Source organism: Alistipes provencensis (assembly GCF_900083545.1).
Classification (GTDB): Bacteria; Bacteroidota; Bacteroidia; order Bacteroidales; family Rikenellaceae; genus Alistipes; species Alistipes provencensis.
This window is the reverse complement of the sequence record NZ_LT559262.1, coordinates 2,864,144-2,881,898: the sequence shown is the minus strand read 5'-3', so window position 1 is coordinate 2,881,898 and position 17,755 is coordinate 2,864,144. Positions and strand designations below refer to the sequence as shown.

The following is a 17,755-nucleotide window of genomic DNA, read 5'->3' as shown; positions in this document are numbered from 1 at the left end:
CGATAAGAGACGATCCGCAGGGTTTCCTGCGGATCGTTTTTTATGTGCAGTCGGAAACGGATACGAAAAAGCCGCGGTCTGTGCCGCGGCTTTTATCATCCTATCGTGAGATCAATAAATCTTGCTTGCATCGGTCTCTTCGAGATACCACTCGGTGTGCTGCGTGCCGTTCGACGCCGCCCAGTCCAGAAAGTACTTGTAGGCCGTGCGGATGTCTTTGGTCTCGGCGGGGTAGCGGAACTCCCCGGGGATCATCAGCGCCCACATCAGGTAGTTGTACTTGGCCTCGTCGCCCTGTGCGATGTAGAACTTGTAGGGGTCCGACGGCAGGAACGAGCCCTTGCCGATGATGCCCGACTCGGTCGGCGCGTAACCCGGCATGTGAACCTCGTTCGTGCGCGACTTCACGGCGATGAAGAAGTTCATCTCCGAATCCTTCACGGCAGCGGCGTCCACCGGCTGCGAGAATACGACCCGCGTCGTGTGCTTCACGGTCGGCGATGCAGACTGCCCCTTCCATGTGTTCGAGGTGCTCAGCAGCTCCTTCGTATCGTTGAAGAACGGAATGACGGCATTCTTGCCCGACTCGGGGTTCTGCGAGGCGAACTGTCCCTTGCCGAAGCCCTTGTGCGACGACTCGGACGACGCGACGTTCGTGCCCGCCACCTGATCCATCTGTACCCCGAAAGCGATGTCGTAGGTGGTTCCGGCAGCCCTCAGCTCCCAGTTGAACGTCAGTTCGGAGACCTTGCCGCCGTCCTTCGAAAGCGTGCGGTCAATACGGCTCACGATAACGACATCATTCATGTCATAGTCGCCGAACCACGGCCAGTTGTCCTCGAAGCAGTAGGTGAAAACCTGCCCCTCGACGAGTTCGAACGGATCGGGTTCCGGTTCCGGATCGGGCGTAATCTGTCCCTTGCCGCCGTTGCAGTCACTTTTGGGAATGTTCGTCAGTTGCGAAAGGGCCAGATAGGCTCCGTCGGTGAAGCACTTGGCCACATAGAACTTGTTCTCGGCCTGCGGGTCCACGACCTCCATCCGTCCGGAGAATGCCGTGTAGGCCTGACTCCAGTACTCGTTGCCCTTGGAGTAGAACGACGACTTCTCGAAGCGCAGCACCGGCACGATGTCCGTCTCCCCGGCTTTCGAGGTAAAGGTGTTCTTGCCGCCCTCGGACAGATTGAAGTCCTGCGCGATGAAGAGCGAACCCGCGGCGAACTCGACCTTGGCGTTGTTGAAATCGGCCGTCTCGGTCACCAAGGCTGCGCCCGAAGCGATGTAGATGCTGCCGCCTTCGACCTTCAGCGTATTTACAGCGGTATGGCAGTTGACGTAAACCTCGCCGATCACATACATCTCGTCGATCGCGGCGGCGCCCTTCTGGTAGAACTTCGTCGTCTTGTTGGCGAACTTCACATAGCCCACCGTCAATTCACCGTTCTCGCAGTTCTCGAACGCCGCGGTCGAATTGAATTCCAGTTCATCGGCCGTGATCTTGCCGTCGTTGAACAGGCCGCCCGAGTTGGAATATTTGAAATTGGCGGCCGTAAGCACGGCTTCCGGACCGTTGTAGAACTTCAGGGCGTTGTTCAGGTCCAGTTTTCCGGAGACCTCGACGGTACCCAGATTGACGGCGGCCTTGCCGGAGAAGTTCACCTCGGCGGCCGTGAGTTTGCCGCCCGGGAATACATACAGCGCAGGCCAGTCCTTGGCGACGTTCTGAGCGGTCAGTTTGCCCGAAACCGTCACTTCGCCGCCCGGCAGGATCGCCAGCGTCGCATAGCCGATGTTGGGCGACGCGAGGTTGAGCTTGCCGGCGACATACAGCACGGGCTGCTTGTTCGGTTCGTAATTGCCGTTCAGGTTGATGTTGCCGTCGATCACGGCGCCTGCGGGAATGTAATACGCGGCAGCCGCATACTCCGACTCCTTGGCCCCGAGGTTGAAATTCTTCGACGGGGTGGTGGAGATCACGGCCTGCGGATCGAACGATCCGGCATCGGGCTCGGTTATCACCGGATATTCCGGCATCGAACTCGCAGCCATCGTCGTTACCGCCGCAAGGCGGACTTTCGGCGACGCGGCGGCGGCCATCGCAGTTCCGGGTACGTTGACCGAACTGCGGACCCCGACCATCTTCACGGCCTTGCGCCCGTCGGGCAGGGTAGTCTGCACATACAAATTTTGGGTGCCGGCAGGAATCGAAACCGCCGTACCGAAAGGAGCCGCAGCAGTGGCAACGCCCTTGGCTACGACATTCTTCTCCGATAAAATCGGCGAAGCGTATACCCTGATTACGGAATAAGCAGGAGTCCCACCTTCCACAACCGGAGCCGAAACCGTTACTGATACGTCCTGAATTGTTTTCCAATCGAAGTCCGCCGGAATGGTTCCGGCAGGTTCGGTCGGAGTCTTGCCTCCGCCGTCAGCATCTTTCTGACAGGAAGATACCGCCAGAGCCACAGCCGCCAGCAGCAAATAGATTTTTCTCATAGTCACTAATTTAATCCCTATTATACCCCCGTATATCCCAATAGGAGGTACTGTCTTCAGTGCAAATATACACAATTATTCGGGAACTACAAAATTCCGCTCATTTTACACCACAAAAAAGCCCACTTTCGGCGAAATAACAAAATTCCCGCCGAAAAACGCCTGTTTCGAAAATTTTTTATATATTTGCACCGTAAGAGTTATACAAGCGAAATGAATGCACTGAGAAGATATACCGTCCACGACCGCGAAATGCTTCGCGGTATGATGATGGATACTATGATGTGCAACCGTTCTCGCCGGGTGTAGCTCGATCATGCACTGAACTGACACAATCCGGCTTCTCTGAGGTCGGATTTTTTTATGAACGAATTTTAAACAAACAGCATACTATATGGAAGCGAAAAATTACCGATTCGAAACCCTCCAGATTCATGCGGGCCTGCAACCCGACGAAGCGACCGGTGCCCGGGGCGTGGCGATCTATCCCACGGCGGCCTACCGGTTCAAAAGCTGCGAGCAGGCAGCCAAGCTCTTCGAGCTGAGCGAGGCGGGCAATATCTACACCCGCCTGCAAAACCCCACCACGACGGCCTACGAACAGCGCATAGCCGCACTGTACGGTGCCGTAGGGGCTTTGGCCGTGTCGTCGGGCATGTCGGCCATTCTGGTCACCGTGCTCTCGCTGGCCGCCGAGGGCGACAACATCGTCGCTTCGCCGTTCCTTTACGGCGGCACCTACAACCAGTTCCGCATCACGCTGCGCAGACTCGGTATCGACTGCCGCATCGCTCCCGGCGAACGTCCCGAGGACTTCGAAGCGCTGATCGACGAACGCACCAAAGCCATCTACGCTGAGAGCATGGGCAACCCCTCCTGCGCCGTGCCCGACCTCGAGGAGTTGGGCAGGCTGGCCCGGCGGCGCGACGTGCCGCTGGTCGTCGACAACACGTTCGGCGCCGCGGGCTACCTCTGCAATCCGTTCGAGTGGGGTGCCAGCATCGTCGTGGACTCCGCGACCAAATGGATCAACGGCCACGGCACGGGACTGGGCGGCGTGATCGTCGACGGCGGCACCTATAACTGGGCGAACGGCAAGTTCCCGCAGATCGACGGTCCTTCGGAGGGCTACCACGGGCTGAATTTCCACGAGGCGTTCGGTCCGGCGGCGTTCATCGTCAAATGCCGCGTGGACGGACTGCGCGACATGGGATGCGCTCCCTCGCCGTTCGACTCCTACCTGATGATGCTCGGCCTCGAGACCCTCTCGCTGCGCGTGAAGCACGAGGTGGAATCGACGCGCAAGCTGGCCGAATACTGCCGCTGCCATCCCAAGGTGGAGCGCGTCAGCTATGTGGGATTCGACACCCACCCGAGCCACGAAAACGCCCGCAAATACTACCGTTTCGGCTCCTCGGCGGTCTTCTCCATCGAACTGAAAGGCACGCTCGAAAGCACCGTGCGTTTCGTCGAATCGCTCCGGCTGGCGGCCAACATGGTCATGATCGGCGACTCGATCACCGTCGTGACCCACCCGGCATCGACGACCCACCGGCAGCTCAGCGACGAGGCCCTCGCGGCGGCGGGCGTGACGCCCACATTGCTGCGCATCTCGCTCGGACTGGAGAATGCCGACGACATCATCGAGGATTTCGAACAGGCTTTTGCGCAAATAGGCTGATGGAACCACAGATATACATAGCCCCCGGGCCGTTCGAACTGGAAACGGGCCATACGCTGCCGGAACTGCGGATCGCCTACCACACCTACGGCACGATGAACGCCGCGAAGGACAATGTGGTGTGGGTCTGCCACGCGCTGACGGCCAATTCGGACGTCGCCGACTGGTGGCCCCACACGGTCGAGACGGGGCGTTTCCTCGACCCCGCGCGGCATTTCGTCGTCTGCGCCAACATCATCGGTTCGCACTACGGCACGACAGGCCCGCTGCACGTCAATCCCGCGACGGGAAAGCCGTGGTACAAGGATTTTCCGCCCTTCACCATCCGCGACATCGTCCGGGCGCACCGGCTGCTGGCCGACGCCCTCGGCATCGGCCGCATCGCAACGCTGGTGGGCAGCTCGGTCGGGGGATTTCAGGCCGTGGAATGGGCCGTCACGGAGCCCGAACGGATCGAGCGGCTGGCGCTGATCGCCACCGACGCCAAAGCGTCGCCTTGGGCCATCGCCATCGACGAAACCCAGCGCATGGCCATCGAGGCCGACGCGACTTTCGGGGAGCCGCGCGACGACGCGGGGATGAAGGGTCTCGCCGCGGCCCGGGCCATCGGCCTGCTGAGCTACCGCGGTCCCGAGGGCTACAACCTCACCCAGCAGGACCGCGAGGAGCGCCCCGCGGTACACCGGGCTAGCACCTACCAGCAGTATCAGGGCGAAAAGCTCTGCCGCCGCTACAACGCCTATTCCTATTACGCGATTCTCGACGCCTTCGACACCCACGACGCAGGGCGCGGACGGGGCGGGCTGGAGCGGGCACTGGCTGGCATCAAAGCCCGTACGCTGGTCGTCGGCATCACCACCGACATCATCTTCACCCCGACCGAAATGCGGCGCCTGCACGCGATGATACCCGGCAGCGCCTACCATGAGATCGACTCGCCGTTCGGCCATGACGGATTCCTCGTGGAGTACGAGCAACTGAACGACCTGCTGCTGCCGTTTATGAAAAACTAAAACCAGATACTTTATGAGCAAAATCAAAATCGGACTGTTCGGCTTCGGCGTCGTCGGGCAGGGCATCTACGAAGTGGTGCGAAAATCGAAGAACGCCCACGCCGAGATCGTGAAAATCTGTGTCCGCGACCCCAAGAAGCCGCGGAAGATCGACGTCGACCCGTCGCTTTTCACCACCTCGGTCGACGAGATTCTCGACAACCCCAACATCAACTTGGTCGTCGAGGTCATCGACGACGCCCGGGCGGCCTACGACATCGTGAAACGGGCCCTGTTGCGGGGCATTCCGGTCGTGTCGGGCAGCAAGACGATGCTGGCCCGGAACCTCCCGGAACTGATCGAGATCCAGAAAACCCGCAACGTGGCGCTGCTCTACGACGCCTCGTCGTGCGGCTCGATCCCCGTGATCCGCAACCTCGAGGAGTATTACGACAACGACCTGCTGCTGGAGGTGAAAGGCATCCTGAACGGCTCGTCGAACTACATCCTCTCGCGCGTCTTCGACCACAAGGACTCCTATGCCAACGCGCTGGCGCAGGCACAGGCGCTGGGCTTCGCCGAGAGCGACCCCTCGTTCGACATCGAAGGCTACGACTCGCTGTTCAAACTGGTCATCATCACGGTGCACGCTCTGGGAACCTACGTCGCCCCGGACCGCATCTTCACCTACGGCATCTCGACGATCCACGATTCGGATATTCAGTATGCCCGCGAGAAGAACGTGAAGATCAAACTGGTGGCACAGGTGGTGAAGGTCAGCGACAAGCACTTCACGATGTTCGTCATGCCGGAGTTCGTGACGCCGGCCAAGTACATTTACAGCGTCGACGACGAGTACAACGGCGTGGTGATCCGCGGCGAATGCTACGACCGCCAGTTCATGTTCGGCAAGGGCGCGGGAAGCCTGCCCACGGCCTCGTCGATCCTGAGCGACATCATGGCGCGGCTGAACAACTACCGCTACGAGTACAAGAAGATGAATTACATCGAGAAACCCGACTACACGACCGACATCACGCTGAAAATCTATGCCCGCTACAAGGAGACCGAAGTGCAGAAGATTCTGAACTTCTCGAAAATCCACGAGCAGTTCACCAGCGAGGAGAGCAACTATGTGATCGGCGACATCCTGCTGAGCGAACTGCTCGAAAAGCGGTCGCAGCTCTCGGGCAAGGATGTCTTCCTGGCCAACATCCCGATCTTCTTCCTGAACCGCGACTAAAAACGCAAACAGAAGGGTCCCGCCTCGGCGGGCCCTTTCTGTTTTCAATCCTTTACGCAGCGGAGCGGAAAATAGTTTTCGACAGGCATATCCTTAATAGCCGGAGCCGAATCGGTCGAGTAGAGAAGGCCCCGAACCCGCCCCTCTTCGGCGAGATCGCCGCCGAGCAGATATCCTTTGGTTTTTTCACCGCCGGAAGCACCGTATTCATTCCGGAATCCGGGGTAGTCGAGAAAATCGGCGGGACGCTCGGCGCTCGCGGCCAGCGACTCGAATTCTGCGACGGGGGGGAGGGGCCATCCGGCGGGACAGATGCCCTGTATGGGGCCATCTCCGGTCGCCGCGCCGCCCGTTGCCGTGGCCTAGTTGTAGAGCATCCCCGCAGAGAGCCCGAACTCGGAGTGCCACATATCCGTCTCCAGCCTTGCACCCGCAGGCGCATAACGCAGGTTCTCGGCCATCCACACCCGCCCGTCGATCTTCGCCGTGGGGTAGGTGTCGCCCTCGTAAGTCAGCTCCCCGGCATCGTTGCCATCGTCGTCGAGCGACCCGCCGTCGCCCCAGTCGCTGACGTCGCCGCTCAGCGAGACGGAGATGTCGATGTTGGTCACCGTGACCGACATGTCGTACTGCTTGCCGCTCAGAAGTTCCGCCGAAGCGATGGTCTTGCTGTGGCTCTTGCCGTCGGCCGTCCCGACCGTGACGGTCAACGCCGCCTGTTGGGGCGCCAAGATGACGCGGTAGGCGGCGTCGGGCGTCACCTCGAAGGCTTTGACCTCCGCCGCAGCGGCGTCCGTCTTGGCCGTGGCCGTCGGAACGGTCAGGTCCACGGTCGCCGTCGGCACGAGCCCGCCCACGGAAACGGACGCGACCGCCGCATCGGAATTGTTCGTAATGATGACGGTAAGCTGCGACATCAGGTGGTAGAAAATCATGCCCACCGGGGCGCTGCCGGGCGTCACATTGCGTTTCACGGCACCCAGCAGGTCTGAGGAGGCGCATCCGCCGCGCTGGTCCGGCGCCACGGAAAATTCCGCAGGCACACCCGCCGAAGAGTAGGGATAATAGGCCGTGAGCGTCGAGGTTTCATTCAGGTCGTTGTACCACAGCAGTCCCGACCCCGAAAAGGCCGAACCCTCGTAGGTCATCAGTTGGTTAGTGAAATAAGGGTCCGTACCTCTGAGAATAGTCAACCCGATCTGATCCCCGGTATCGAAATGGAGCCCCGTCACACGGGTTTTGATCGTCGGCGTAATTTTCACGGACGGATGCGCATCCTGTTTTTCGGCACAGCCGGACACGACGGCACTTACAGCCAGAACGGCCGCGAGTAAAATTCGGTTCATCATATAAAGAGTTTTATTTGGTTGCAACTTTTCAGTACAAAAATAAAACTTTTTATATCATTTCAAAGCAATCCGTCAGCTTTTGTAATAGGATTCATCGAGCCCCAATGTGAAATTTTCGCGGCGGCGCCAAGTGACGAGGACCACGACGAGCACCAGCGCGGCGTTGAAGAAGAACGGGAACCTATCGCTGCGGGTGTGGAACAGATGCCGGAACAGGTCCACGATAAAGGGGCAGACCATCACGGCGAGGTAGTTCATCGCCATGACGAACGACAGCGCCAAGGTCGCCGAGCGGGGCGGGGCGATGGTCGCGGCCTTGTCATAGATAACGGGCTGTATCACCCCGTAGCCGAATCCCGTGAGCAGGGCCCCGACGGCGAGCATCGCCCGGTCGCGGAAAATCCCGACACACAGCAGTCCCGCGCAGATCAGCCCCAGCGACACGAGGTTGACATTCTGTTTCAACCTGCCGATAATCTTGTCGATAAAGAGCCCCGGGAGCATGATCGCCAGAAAGAAGAGCGAGATCAGTACCCCCGAAAAGGAGCTGTCGATCTTGTAGTCGTCGATGAGAAACGAGGCGTAGAAAGCCACTGCCAGCACGGCATAGGTGGCGAAGAAATAGAACAGCATCAGCCCCGCCAGCTTACGGCGGTCGATACGTTTGTGACGCAGTTGGATGCTCTGCTCGGGTTCGGGCTCCGAACGCCGCCGTTTGAGGAAGAACGAGAGCGCCAGCGAGATGCCCGGCAGCGTGTAGACCAGAAAGGGGAGATGCCAGTCGACATCGGCCAGATAGCCCGTGACCACGGTGGCCACAACGAGCGTCAGGTTGTTGATCGCCGAGCTGTAACCCAACTGCCGGACGCGGTAGTCGCCCGTGAAATAATCGACGACGAGGCCCGTGGACAAGGGAATGACCATCCCGGCTCCGATGCCGAGGATACAACTGATGACGATCAGCCACGTCATACTGCGGGCGAACAGACACGCCACGCCGCTCAGGAAGAAGATCGAGAGCCCGACGGTCAGGATCGTCAGTTTGTCGCGGCCTTCGGAGAGTTTTCCCGAAAGCAGTACGAAGGGGATTATCAGCAGCGAAGGCAGCGACGTGAGCATCTGTATTTCGAGGTCCGTGACCTTGGGAAACACCTTGTTCAAATCGCCCAGAATGGGGGAGACGGCCAGTCCGGGCAGCGACGCGATGGCCGACACGGACCAGACGGCCAGCAGGACGACGAGCGGGATGGAACCTTTTCCGGTTTTGATTTTCATGGTCTGGGATTTTTAGTATCCCGACCCCGCAACTGTTATACCAAAAAAACGGACCGGCATCATGGCCGGCCCGACGGTTGGGGTTTCTTCTTAAGTTTGTGCTAATTCGCTTTCACGCAGCGCACCTGCATGCCGTTGGCACGGTACTGCGGCGTGTTATGCGTAACTCCGCTGTTTTCCGGATCGCTCTTGTCGAACCAGAAATAGAACGCCGAGGATTGGGTTCCGGAAGCGGCTGCCGTCCAGTAATAGCCTACCCACGGCTGGTTGTAGATGGCCGAACTGCGGACTTGGGTGTCCGGAATGGGCGTAGGATAGAAATTCTGGATGCTTCCGCCGCCCTGCGTGTCGTTCTCCTGCGTGTGCCGGTAGATGCGGCGTCCTGCGCCGATAAACAGCGAGGAGGCCCCGGTGTCCGGATGCGCCAATGTCCAGCCGAACTTGTCGGCATATTCCGCCGAGGGTATATTATAAATAAAAAGTTGATCGAAAGCCACCGCAGGAGCCACGCGCCAGCCGTAGGGGCAGGGGTCGTTGACGCTCTTCTGCGTTTCGGACCACAGCGCGTCGGAATGGGCGCTCCACAGCCAGTCGTACTCCGAACCGGAAACGCCCACAATGAACGTCAGCGGATTCCGCACGGCGTAATCCATCGTTCCGGCTTCGGCGCTCGAAACCTCGGTCTTCAGGTAGACACGGCTGCCGCCGCCGTTGTACATGCTGGCCGACGCGCCGTTAGCGGCGTTGTACGACGCCGGGCCGATGAACGGGTCCTTGCGGCCCCACTGGTAATAAAGCCCGTAGGAGGCAAGTATCTTGTCCGTCGTCGAGTTGTCGTTGGCCAGCGCACCGAGGTTGCGGTCCATCATCTCATAGCCGTTGAAATTAACCACCGATGCTTCGGGATCGTAGTTCACAGCCCAGATGTGCCAGCTCCAGATCATCGTGCCGCCAGCGTCGTAGGCTCCGATCACGGCGTTGCCCTCCTTGATCTTCTCCTCGTCGTCGCTGTCGGCTCCCACATAGAACGACACTTTGCCGTCGCGGAGTTCCGTATACTGGATCAGCCCCGACTTGCTCTGCCACACCACATCCACCGATGCCGGAAGCACCGCCATAATGTCGCCCCGGTGCATGGCGCTGATCAGGTAGTTATGATCCGGCTTGCTGACAATATAGCTGTTAGCGGGCTTACCGCTCAGGTCCTCGCTCTCGACCACACCCACGAAGAGCGTCGCCGAAACCGACGAACCGCCCTTGGGCGTCCCGGCCAGCACCAGCGAACCGGTCTTGACCTCGTCGTCGTCGAACGATGCGGGGGCCGTGATCGTCAGGGTCTGCGCTGCGACGTCGATCGTCGGGTCGGCCCAGCCCGTAGGCTTGTTGGTCACCGAGAGATTCTGGAGGTTGACGGACTTGAAGCCCACCGTTGCGGTCTGGCCTGCCGACAGGAATACGGCCGGGGAGTTGAACGAGAGACTGCCCGACTCCTTGTCCTTGCTGCACGAAGCGAAAAATACGATGGCCGCGACCGCGCAAACCAACCCTGCGAATCTTTTCATATAGTTCATTTTATCTTGTTTCAGTTTCAAAATCGGTTACAAAGGTAATAAAAAGTCAGCCGGGTGCAAAACCAAATTATGCCCGGTTCGGCAAATCTTTCACCCTCCTAAAAGTGCCGTTACGGCACCAAAGATAGGAAAAAGCCGAATAATTCCACCCTCCTGTCTCAAATAATTGCATTTGGGAACAATTATTGCCACCGGTTCACTAACGAATCAGAAACGCATATAGTATGTCGAAATTGAAAATCGAGACGGGAAGTTCCCCCGCCGGGGAGCACTTGAGTATCACCGTGACCGAAAAGGGGCCCTATCTGGTCTACGGACGTCCGCCGCTGGCCGAGCAGTTCATCATGCCCAACGAGAACAACGAGAGCTGGTATTTTCAGGAGGGCCGCCACTTCTCGACCGAGGCCGAACCCACGGCGCTCTGCCGCTGCGGGGCGTCGCGGCGCAAGCCCTACTGCGACGGAAGCCACGAAAAGGCCATGTGGGACCCGACCCTCACGGCGCAATCCGAATCGCTGCTCGACAAGGCCGAGGTGATCGAGGGCGGCACGCTCGAAATGACCGACAACCCCAAATACTGCGTTTTCGCGCGCTTCTGCCACCCGGAGGGCAATGCGTGGACGCTCACCGAACAGTCGTCCGCCCCCGAAGCGCGCCGGATGGCGATCCGCGAAGCGTCGATGTGCCCCGGCGGCCGGCTCACGGCGTGGGACAAAAGTTCGGGAAAACCCTTCGAATTCCGCTTCGAACCCAGTCTCGGGCTGATCGAGGACGTCACCATCGGCAGCAGCGGCGGGCTGTGGATTCGCGGCGGCATCGCCCTGCGGCGCGAGACGGGCAAGACCTACGAAATCCGCAACCGCGTGGTCGTCTGCCGCTGCGGGCAGTCGGCGAACAAGCCCTACTGCGACGGTACGCACGCCGCGATCAAATGGCGCGACAACCTCGAAGGAGAACCTGTCGGCGAGACGCTTCCCGAAGAGGTTTATTAAACAAAAAGGAGCTTTTCCGTGGAAAAGCCCTTTTTTTCATTTATTCCATCGCCCCGCTCCGGGCGGCGGCTTCAATCCAGCAGTCGGCCATCCGGCGGTGGCAGGCAGGCGTGGGGTGGATGCCGTCCCACACCCAGTAGGTCGCGTCGCCGTTCGGCAGCTTCGTTTCGAGGTCGGCGACCAGCCGGTGGAACGGCACGAGGGCCGCGCCGTAATCGGCGGCGATCCGTTCGACGACCGCACAGCACCGCGCCAGCAGTTGCTGCCGCAGGGGATAGTATTCACCCCACACACCCTCGGCGATCTCCCCTACGGGAGCCGCGAAAGGCGTACAGAGAAGGATTTTCAGGTCGGGATTCGCCCGCCGGGCCTCGTCGAGCAGGCGGCGGTAGGTCTTTTCCCAACCCGCGAAGTCGAAATCCGGTTTTTCGGCGGCGGCACTGACCATCCGTCCGTGGAGATAGCGGCCCACGTCGTTGGTGCCGACCATCACCGACAGCACGTCAGGGCGCAGGGCCACGACATCCTCCTGCCAGCGGGCCGCGAGTTCGTCGAGCGTATTGCCGCTCACCCCGCGGTTGAAGAACAGGTAGCCCCGCCGGGGACGATATCCCTGATAATACGAGGCGCAAAGGTACATATAGCCGCTGCCGTAGAGGTGGTTGCGGTCCGTAAGGTTCCGTTCGGACGAGGGTTTGCCGTCGCCCTTGCCCCAGTTGCCGTCGGTGATCGAGTCGCCGATGAAGACCACCCGCCGTCCCGTCGCCACGGCCACGGCCTCCGGGGGCGTCTGCCGCTGGAAATAGCGGTGGAAAAAGAGCACCTGATAGGGGAGCGAGTTGGACCAGTAGGCGGAGTTGTGCTCCCCGGGACGCGTCAGGAAATCGTGGCTCACGCCGCGCCGCATCAGCTTCTCGTGCAGGTTCACATTCACCTGATAGAAGAAATCCTGATAGCCGCAGTCGATCACGAGAGCCAGCTCGCCGTCGCTGAGCCCGTCCGCCTGATTGATGACCGTATGCGCGTCCCAGCGTTCGGGATGCTGTTTCAATTCACCCAACTGCTTTTTCATCTCCCACGAATCGGGGAAAGGGCGGATGTCCACGCCTCCCGAGGTCGAACCCGCAGCCCCGAAGCGGTCCTTGTGGCGCAGGGCGGTCCACAGGGCGCCGTGACCGCCCATGCTGAGGCCCGTGATGGCGCGTCCCTCGCGCGAGGGGATCGTCAGGTAGTGCGCGTCGATCCAGTCGGGGAACTCCTGCGACACGAAAGTCTCGAACTGCGACGACGGGTCGAGGGGGCTGTCCCAATACCAACTGTTCGCGCCGTCGGGGCAGGCGATGATCATACCGTAGGCGTCGGCCAGCGGACGCAGGTCCGTGACGTCGCGCTGCCAAGTCATGTACGAGCCGCTGTAACCGTGCAGCAGGTAGAGGACGGGCATACGCTGCCCGATGCCGGCGTCGGGCACCACGACCAGCGCCGGGATGTCGCGCCGCATCTTCGCGCTGAAGACCGCCACGGTGTCGATCCGGGCCGCGGAGACGGTCGCCGCGGCGAGAACGAATACAAGGATCAGAAGATATCGTTTCATAGCTTTCGGAATATTTCACAAAAAAGGGCACGCACGACGCGCACCCCTGATAACAAATCCAGCGGAGTTATTTCTTCTCCGGTTTTGCAATGGTCTCGCGCATCTGCGTGTCGGCCATTATATTCTTCATCTTGTAGTAGTCCATGATGCCCAGATTGCCGTTGCGGAAGGCTTCGGCCATGGCCAGCGGCACTTCGGCTTCGGAGAGGATCACCTTGGCGCGGGCGTCCTGCGCCTTGGCCTTGTTCTCCTGCTCGAGGGCCACGGCCATTGCGCGGCGCTCCTCGGCCTTCGCCTGTGCGATATTCTTGTCGGCCTGCGCCTGATCCATCTGCAACTGGGCGCCGATGTTCTTGCCCACGTCGATGTCGGCGATGTCGATCGAGAGGATTTCGAAAGCCGTTCCTGCGTCGAGGCCCTTTTCGAGCACCACGCGCGAGATCGAATCGGGATTCTCGAGCACGATCTTGTGCGACGCCGCCGAACCGATCGACGAAACGATGCCTTCGCCGACGCGCGCCAGCACGGTCTCCTCACCGGCTCCGCCGACCAACTGCTTGATGTTGGCACGCACCGTAACGCGGGCCTTGGCGATCAACTGGATGCCGTCCTTGGCCACGGCGGCCACGGGAGGCGTGTTGATGACCTTCGGATTCACGGACATCTGCACGGCCTCGAACACGTCGCGGCCCGCCAAGTCGATGGCCGTCGCCATCTTGAAGTCCAGCAGGATGTTGGCCTTCTGCGCCGAGACCAGCGCATGCACCACGTTCGTGACGTTACCGCCGGCGAGGTAGTGGGCCTCCAGTTCGTTGGGGTTGAGCGTCAGGCCGGCTTTCGTGCTCTCGATCATCGAGGAGACGATCACCGAGGGCGGCACCTTGCGCCAACGCATCAGGACCAGTTGCAGCAGGCTGATGCGCACGCCCGACACCAAAGCCGAGAACCACAGTCCCACCGGGATGAAATAGAAGATGAGCCAGATCGCAAAAAGGCTCACGAAGACGATCAGTACGATCATTCCTGCCTGTAAATCCATAGTGTAGTGTTGTTATTTGATAGTTTTTACGATGACGCTGAAATTCTCGAAGCCCACGACCTCGATGTCGCGCTGCGGATCGACATAAGCCCCGAGCGACTTGGCTTCGTAGGTGCGTCCTCCGATTTCGACCTTGCCCATGGGCGAGAGACGCGAGAGGGTGACGCCGCGGTCGCCGATCTGCAGTTCTTCGGCGGGCATGACGGGGGTGCTCGACGAACGTATCTCCTGCTTGAGCGAGAAGCGCTGCCACGTCTTCGCCCGCAGGGAAATGACCGTGGCGACGAGCGACAGCACGAGAATGATGACGATGACCAGAATTCCCGCCCCGGTCCCGAAATCGCGGAAAGCGAGATAGACCGAACTTCCGTAGCAGACCAGCGCCAGCAGGGCGCCGATCGACACGCCGGGCAGCAGGACGAGTTCGGCTACCAGAAACAGCAGTCCGAAGAAAACGAGCAGTACAATATAGAACATCTCCATAGGGCTTGTAGAATATTGCAATAAAGATAGGAAAAAAATTCGGTTATTCCGCTATCTCCGCGACTTTTATTTCCAATGCGGCGTCCGTTTGCCGGATGGCGTCGGCCAGACGGTCGGCGACGGCCTTGTCGTCGAACGACCCGACGATGAAGAGCTGCTGGCCCACGCGCGACAGCTCGTAACCCTCGGCTGTGGCGGCGATCACCTGCTTCACCTCGTCCGACAGGGCATCGGTCCCGGTGATCTCGACCCGGTAGAGGAGCTTTTGCGAATCGGGTTCGAGCGACAGATTGCGGTACGCACCGTCGGTCCACACCACAATCTCAGGCCGCACGAAACCGCGTTTTTTCAGCAGCGCCTGCGCCGCCTCGGCCTCGTCCAGCGTGGCGAATCCGCCCGTATAGTAGCACCACTTGCCGGCATCGTTCACCAGATAGAAGAGCGGATAGGCCCCCCGGAACGTCGCCGCGGCACGCTTGGTGTTGTAGGTTCCCAGCAGGATGCGGTAGATCGTGCCGTTGGCGTAGACCTTGCATTCGGGAATAGGGTGCTGGTAGGAGTATTTCGGCGTCGACGAGAACGCCACGCTGTCGTAGTCGAGGAAATAGCGTTCGGCGACGTCGACCCGCGGCAGGCGGTAATCGATCGCCTCCAACTGCGCCGCCACGCCTTTGAGCGAGTCGCGCGCGGCGTCCAGCGCCAGCACGCCGGCCACCGAGGCCTCGTAGTCGACCATCACCCGCTTGCGCAGCAGGTAATCCGCCACGGCTTCCGAAGCCGTCTGGCCCTGCAACGCCGACAACTGCCGCGCGGCCTCCGAAAGCGCCTCCTCCTCGCGGGCGAGAATATCCTCCTTGCCCATCTTGTCGAGCAGGTAGCCGTAGGCGTAGTTCTTGTTGTCGAAGATGTAATTCCACGTCGCGGCCAACGAGTCGGCCAGCACGCGGTTCATCCCCTCCAGCGCCCGGTAACGTTCGTAAATCTCCACCGCCTCGGCCTCGGTCTGCACCGCGGCATAAGATTCGGCCAGTTCGGAGAGCGTCCCGTAGTTGGCGAAATAGCGGTTGATATAGTCCACAGCCCGCATCTCCAGTTTCTGGGCATTGCGCAGAGCCGTATAGTCCTCGGACGAGAGGTGTTCGCGGAAATAGAGGTTGTCCACCAGATTGCGAACCTTCAGCGAATCGGGCACCGACGCCGCGGGATCGGCCGCAACGGGCCCTACGGGCTGCTGCGCCACACCGTTCAGGTTGGCCAGCACCCACTCCTGCTCGATGGTGTTTATGCGGTCGATCAGGCGTCCCTTGGCGTTGCGGATTTCGAAGATCCGGCTCTCCAGTTGCAGAATCTCCTGCGAAAACTCCTGACGCCGCGCAGGGTCCTCGCGCAGCCGCTGGCGCATGCGCTCCACGGCGTTCACGATCGAATCCTCGCGCATCTGCAACTGCGCATCCTCCCTCAGCAGCGACATGTACTCCGCGTTGCCCTCCAGCCCGGCAATGCGGGCCTCTACCTTCGGCTGCTGGGCATGCAGCACGCCGACAGCCAGAAAAGCCGCGCCCAGCACATATGTGAAAACCTTGCGAAACATAGCTTGGGTCATCTCCACCATTTAATGAAAAAAATCTGTATCAGTCCGAAAATCTCCAGACGCCCCAGCAGCATCAGCAGCGAACTGGAAAACTTGAACGCCGCGGGCATCGCCGAGAAGTTATCCATCGAGCCGAGCTCACCGAATCCGGGTCCGACGTTGCCCATCGAGGCCACGGAACCCGTGAAACTGGTCGTCAGGTCGACGCCGAGCGCCGTGCCGAAGACCGTGCCGGCGAGAATGAACATCAGGTAGGTGACGATGAAGATCATCACCGCATGCAGCGCCTCGTTCTCCTGAATCACGCCGTCGAGCTTGATGCGGATGATGGCGTTGGGGTGCTGCTGCTGACGCAGGCGCGTGCGCATCATCTTTCCGGCCAGCACCAGCCGGTTGACCTTGATGCCGCCCGCCGTGGAGCCCGCACAGGCGCAGACGATCGAGCCGAAGATCAGCAGGATGACGGCGAACGAGGTCCATGTGTTGGAGTCGGCCGTGGCGAATCCCGTCGTGGTGACCACCGACACGAACTGGAACATCGCATAGCGGAACGACGTCGTCAGCGTGGGGTAGAGGTCCGCGGCATAGAGGCTTACGGCGATCAGCACACCGCCCGCCAGCAGCATCCCGAGGTACCAGCGCGTCACCTCCGAACGGAAGATGTTGTTGCGCTTGCCGGTCACCGTGGCGTAGATCAGTCCGAAATGAATACCGGCCGTAGCCATCGTGAAGATCAGGATCGTGTCGATCATCGGGCTGTTGAAATAGGCCACGCTGGCGTTCTTGGTCGAGAATCCGCTCGTGGCGCAGGCCGACATGGCGTGACACAGCGCGTCGAACCAGTTCATGCCCGCCAGCTTGAGCATCACGGTCGAGAGGATCGTCAGCCCGACGTAGACCACCAGCAGAATCTGCACGATAATCTGCGAACGGTAGCGGTAGTTGTCCTTGGCCATCGTCGAGAGCTCCACGTTGGAGAGCATCATCTTGCTGCGGCCCATCGAGGGCAGGACCACCAGCGCGAACATCACCACGCCCATACCGCCGATCCACGTCGAGGACATGCGCCAGAACTGCAATCCGCGCGGCAGGGCCTCGACGTCGTTCAGGACGGTCGACCCGGTGGTCGTAAGCCCCGAGACGCTCTCGAACCAAGCGTTGACCAGCGAGAACTCCCCGCCCCAGATCAGGTAGGGGAACATCGACACGACGCAGGCCACGAGCCACGCTCCCACGACGATGCAGAATCCCTCCTTGTTGGTGATCTGCTCGCGTTTCTCGACGAATATCAGCGGGAAAGCGCCCAGCAGGGCCGTGAGCAGCGAGGAGAGCAGCAGGGGATAGAACGCCGAATCCATGCCGCTGAGGTAGGAAATTCCCGCCGAAAGCAGCATGAACATCGCGATGAAGAGCATCACGACTCCTACATATCGTAAAACCACATCTACC

12 protein-coding genes and 2 pseudogenes are annotated in these 17,755 nt (G+C 60.3%); 4 read left to right on the top strand and 10 right to left on the bottom strand.

Annotated elements, in window-relative coordinates; all coding sequences use genetic code 11:
- Window positions 1–111 precede the first annotated feature (111 nt).
- Entirely contained in the window at window positions 112–2,496 is a 2,385-nt protein-coding gene (locus tag BN5935_RS11250; RefSeq protein ID WP_082944115.1) for an LruC domain-containing protein, read from the bottom strand.
- Window positions 2,497–2,890: 394 nt separating this feature from the next.
- Here BN5935_RS11250 and BN5935_RS11245 point away from each other — a divergent pair, with 394 nt between their 5' ends.
- The 3 genes from BN5935_RS11245 to BN5935_RS11235 are packed head-to-tail and all read left to right on the top strand — an operon-like array spanning window position 2,891 to window position 6,412.
- On the top strand, window positions 2,891–4,177 hold the full coding sequence (locus tag BN5935_RS11245; RefSeq protein WP_064976163.1) for an O-acetylhomoserine aminocarboxypropyltransferase/cysteine synthase family protein: 1,287 nt from the start codon (window positions 2,891–2,893) through the stop codon (window positions 4,175–4,177).
- Window positions 4,177–5,190, top strand: a complete 1,014-nt coding sequence (locus BN5935_RS11240; protein ID WP_064976162.1) for a homoserine O-acetyltransferase family protein — start codon at window positions 4,177–4,179, stop codon at window positions 5,188–5,190. Before BN5935_RS11245 ends, BN5935_RS11240 begins: the two co-directional genes overlap by 1 nt.
- Before the next feature lie 13 nt (window positions 5,191–5,203).
- Window positions 5,204–6,412: a homoserine dehydrogenase gene (locus BN5935_RS11235; RefSeq protein WP_064976161.1), complete on the top strand. Its 1,209-nt coding sequence runs from the start codon at window positions 5,204–5,206 to the stop codon at window positions 6,410–6,412.
- Window positions 6,413–6,456: 44 nt separating this feature from the next.
- Here the strand turns inward: BN5935_RS11235 and BN5935_RS11230 are convergent.
- From BN5935_RS11230 to BN5935_RS11220, 3 genes and pseudogenes are all read right to left on the bottom strand, one after another.
- Window positions 6,457–7,761, bottom strand: a pseudogene (locus BN5935_RS11230) (fimbrillin family protein).
- Window positions 7,762–7,833: 72 nt separating this feature from the next.
- Window positions 7,834–9,036, bottom strand: a complete 1,203-nt coding sequence (locus BN5935_RS11225; RefSeq protein ID WP_064976160.1) for an MFS transporter — start codon at window positions 9,034–9,036, stop codon at window positions 7,834–7,836.
- Between the two features lie 101 nt (window positions 9,037–9,137).
- Entirely contained in the window at window positions 9,138–10,598 is a 1,461-nt protein-coding gene (locus BN5935_RS11220) for an FISUMP domain-containing protein (RefSeq protein ID WP_064976932.1), read from the bottom strand.
- 233 nt (window positions 10,599–10,831) lie between these two features.
- On the opposite strand from BN5935_RS11220, the gene BN5935_RS11215 reads away from it, so the two are divergent.
- Complete coding sequence (locus tag BN5935_RS11215; RefSeq protein ID WP_064976159.1) at window positions 10,832–11,599, top strand: CDGSH iron-sulfur domain-containing protein; 768 nt, start codon at window positions 10,832–10,834, stop codon at window positions 11,597–11,599.
- Between the two features lie 40 nt (window positions 11,600–11,639).
- Here BN5935_RS11215 and BN5935_RS15560 read toward each other — a convergent pair whose 3' ends face one another.
- The 6 genes and pseudogenes from BN5935_RS15560 to BN5935_RS11190 form a co-directional block, all read right to left on the bottom strand.
- Window positions 11,640–12,350: an SGNH/GDSL hydrolase family protein gene (locus tag BN5935_RS15560; protein WP_235821141.1), complete on the bottom strand. Its 711-nt coding sequence runs from the start codon at window positions 12,348–12,350 to the stop codon at window positions 11,640–11,642.
- 42 nt (window positions 12,351–12,392) lie between these two features.
- A pseudogene (locus tag BN5935_RS15555) lies at window positions 12,393–13,193 on the bottom strand (alpha/beta hydrolase); the annotation flags it as partial.
- A gap of 67 nt (window positions 13,194–13,260) precedes the next feature.
- Window positions 13,261–14,232 (bottom strand): flotillin-like protein FloA, encoded by a 972-nt coding sequence (gene floA / locus BN5935_RS11205; RefSeq protein WP_204244908.1) that lies wholly within the window; start codon window positions 14,230–14,232, stop codon window positions 13,261–13,263.
- A gap of 12 nt (window positions 14,233–14,244) precedes the next feature.
- Complete coding sequence (locus tag BN5935_RS11200; RefSeq protein ID WP_064976158.1) at window positions 14,245–14,715, bottom strand: NfeD family protein; 471 nt, start codon at window positions 14,713–14,715, stop codon at window positions 14,245–14,247.
- A 43-nt stretch (window positions 14,716–14,758) separates the two neighbouring features.
- A complete protein-coding gene (locus tag BN5935_RS11195; RefSeq protein WP_064976157.1) occupies window positions 14,759–16,306 on the bottom strand; it encodes a sporulation protein in 1,548 nt (515 codons plus the stop codon).
- Between the two features lie 8 nt (window positions 16,307–16,314).
- On the bottom strand, window positions 16,315–17,721 hold the full coding sequence (locus BN5935_RS11190; protein ID WP_064976156.1) for a TrkH family potassium uptake protein: 1,407 nt from the start codon (window positions 17,719–17,721) through the stop codon (window positions 16,315–16,317).
- Window positions 17,722–17,755 lie beyond the last annotated feature (34 nt).

Excerpts from the sequence above, each read along its gene's own strand:
- BN5935_RS11250 (WP_082944115.1), bottom strand. The coding sequence starts at position 2,496 with ATGAGAAAAATCTATTTGCTGCTGGCGGCTGTGGCTCTGGCGGTATCT.
- BN5935_RS11245 (WP_064976163.1), top strand. The coding sequence starts at position 2,891 with ATGGAAGCGAAAAATTACCGATTCGAAACCCTCCAGATTCATGCGGGC.
- BN5935_RS11240 (WP_064976162.1), top strand. The coding sequence starts at position 4,177 with ATGGAACCACAGATATACATAGCCCCCGGGCCGTTCGAACTGGAAACG.
- BN5935_RS11235 (WP_064976161.1), top strand. The coding sequence starts at position 5,204 with ATGAGCAAAATCAAAATCGGACTGTTCGGCTTCGGCGTCGTCGGGCAG.
- BN5935_RS11225 (WP_064976160.1), bottom strand. The coding sequence starts at position 9,036 with ATGAAAATCAAAACCGGAAAAGGTTCCATCCCGCTCGTCGTCCTGCTG.
- BN5935_RS11220 (WP_064976932.1), bottom strand. The coding sequence starts at position 10,598 with ATGAAAAGATTCGCAGGGTTGGTTTGCGCGGTCGCGGCCATCGTATTT.
- BN5935_RS11215 (WP_064976159.1), top strand. The coding sequence starts at position 10,832 with ATGTCGAAATTGAAAATCGAGACGGGAAGTTCCCCCGCCGGGGAGCAC.
- floA (WP_204244908.1), bottom strand. The coding sequence starts at position 14,232 with ATGGATTTACAGGCAGGAATGATCGTACTGATCGTCTTCGTGAGCCTT.
- BN5935_RS11200 (WP_064976158.1), bottom strand. The coding sequence starts at position 14,715 with ATGGAGATGTTCTATATTGTACTGCTCGTTTTCTTCGGACTGCTGTTT.
- BN5935_RS11195 (WP_064976157.1), bottom strand. The coding sequence starts at position 16,306 with ATGTTTCGCAAGGTTTTCACATATGTGCTGGGCGCGGCTTTTCTGGCT.
- BN5935_RS11190 (WP_064976156.1), bottom strand. The coding sequence starts at position 17,721 with ATGCTCTTCATCGCGATGTTCATGCTGCTTTCGGCGGGAATTTCCTAC.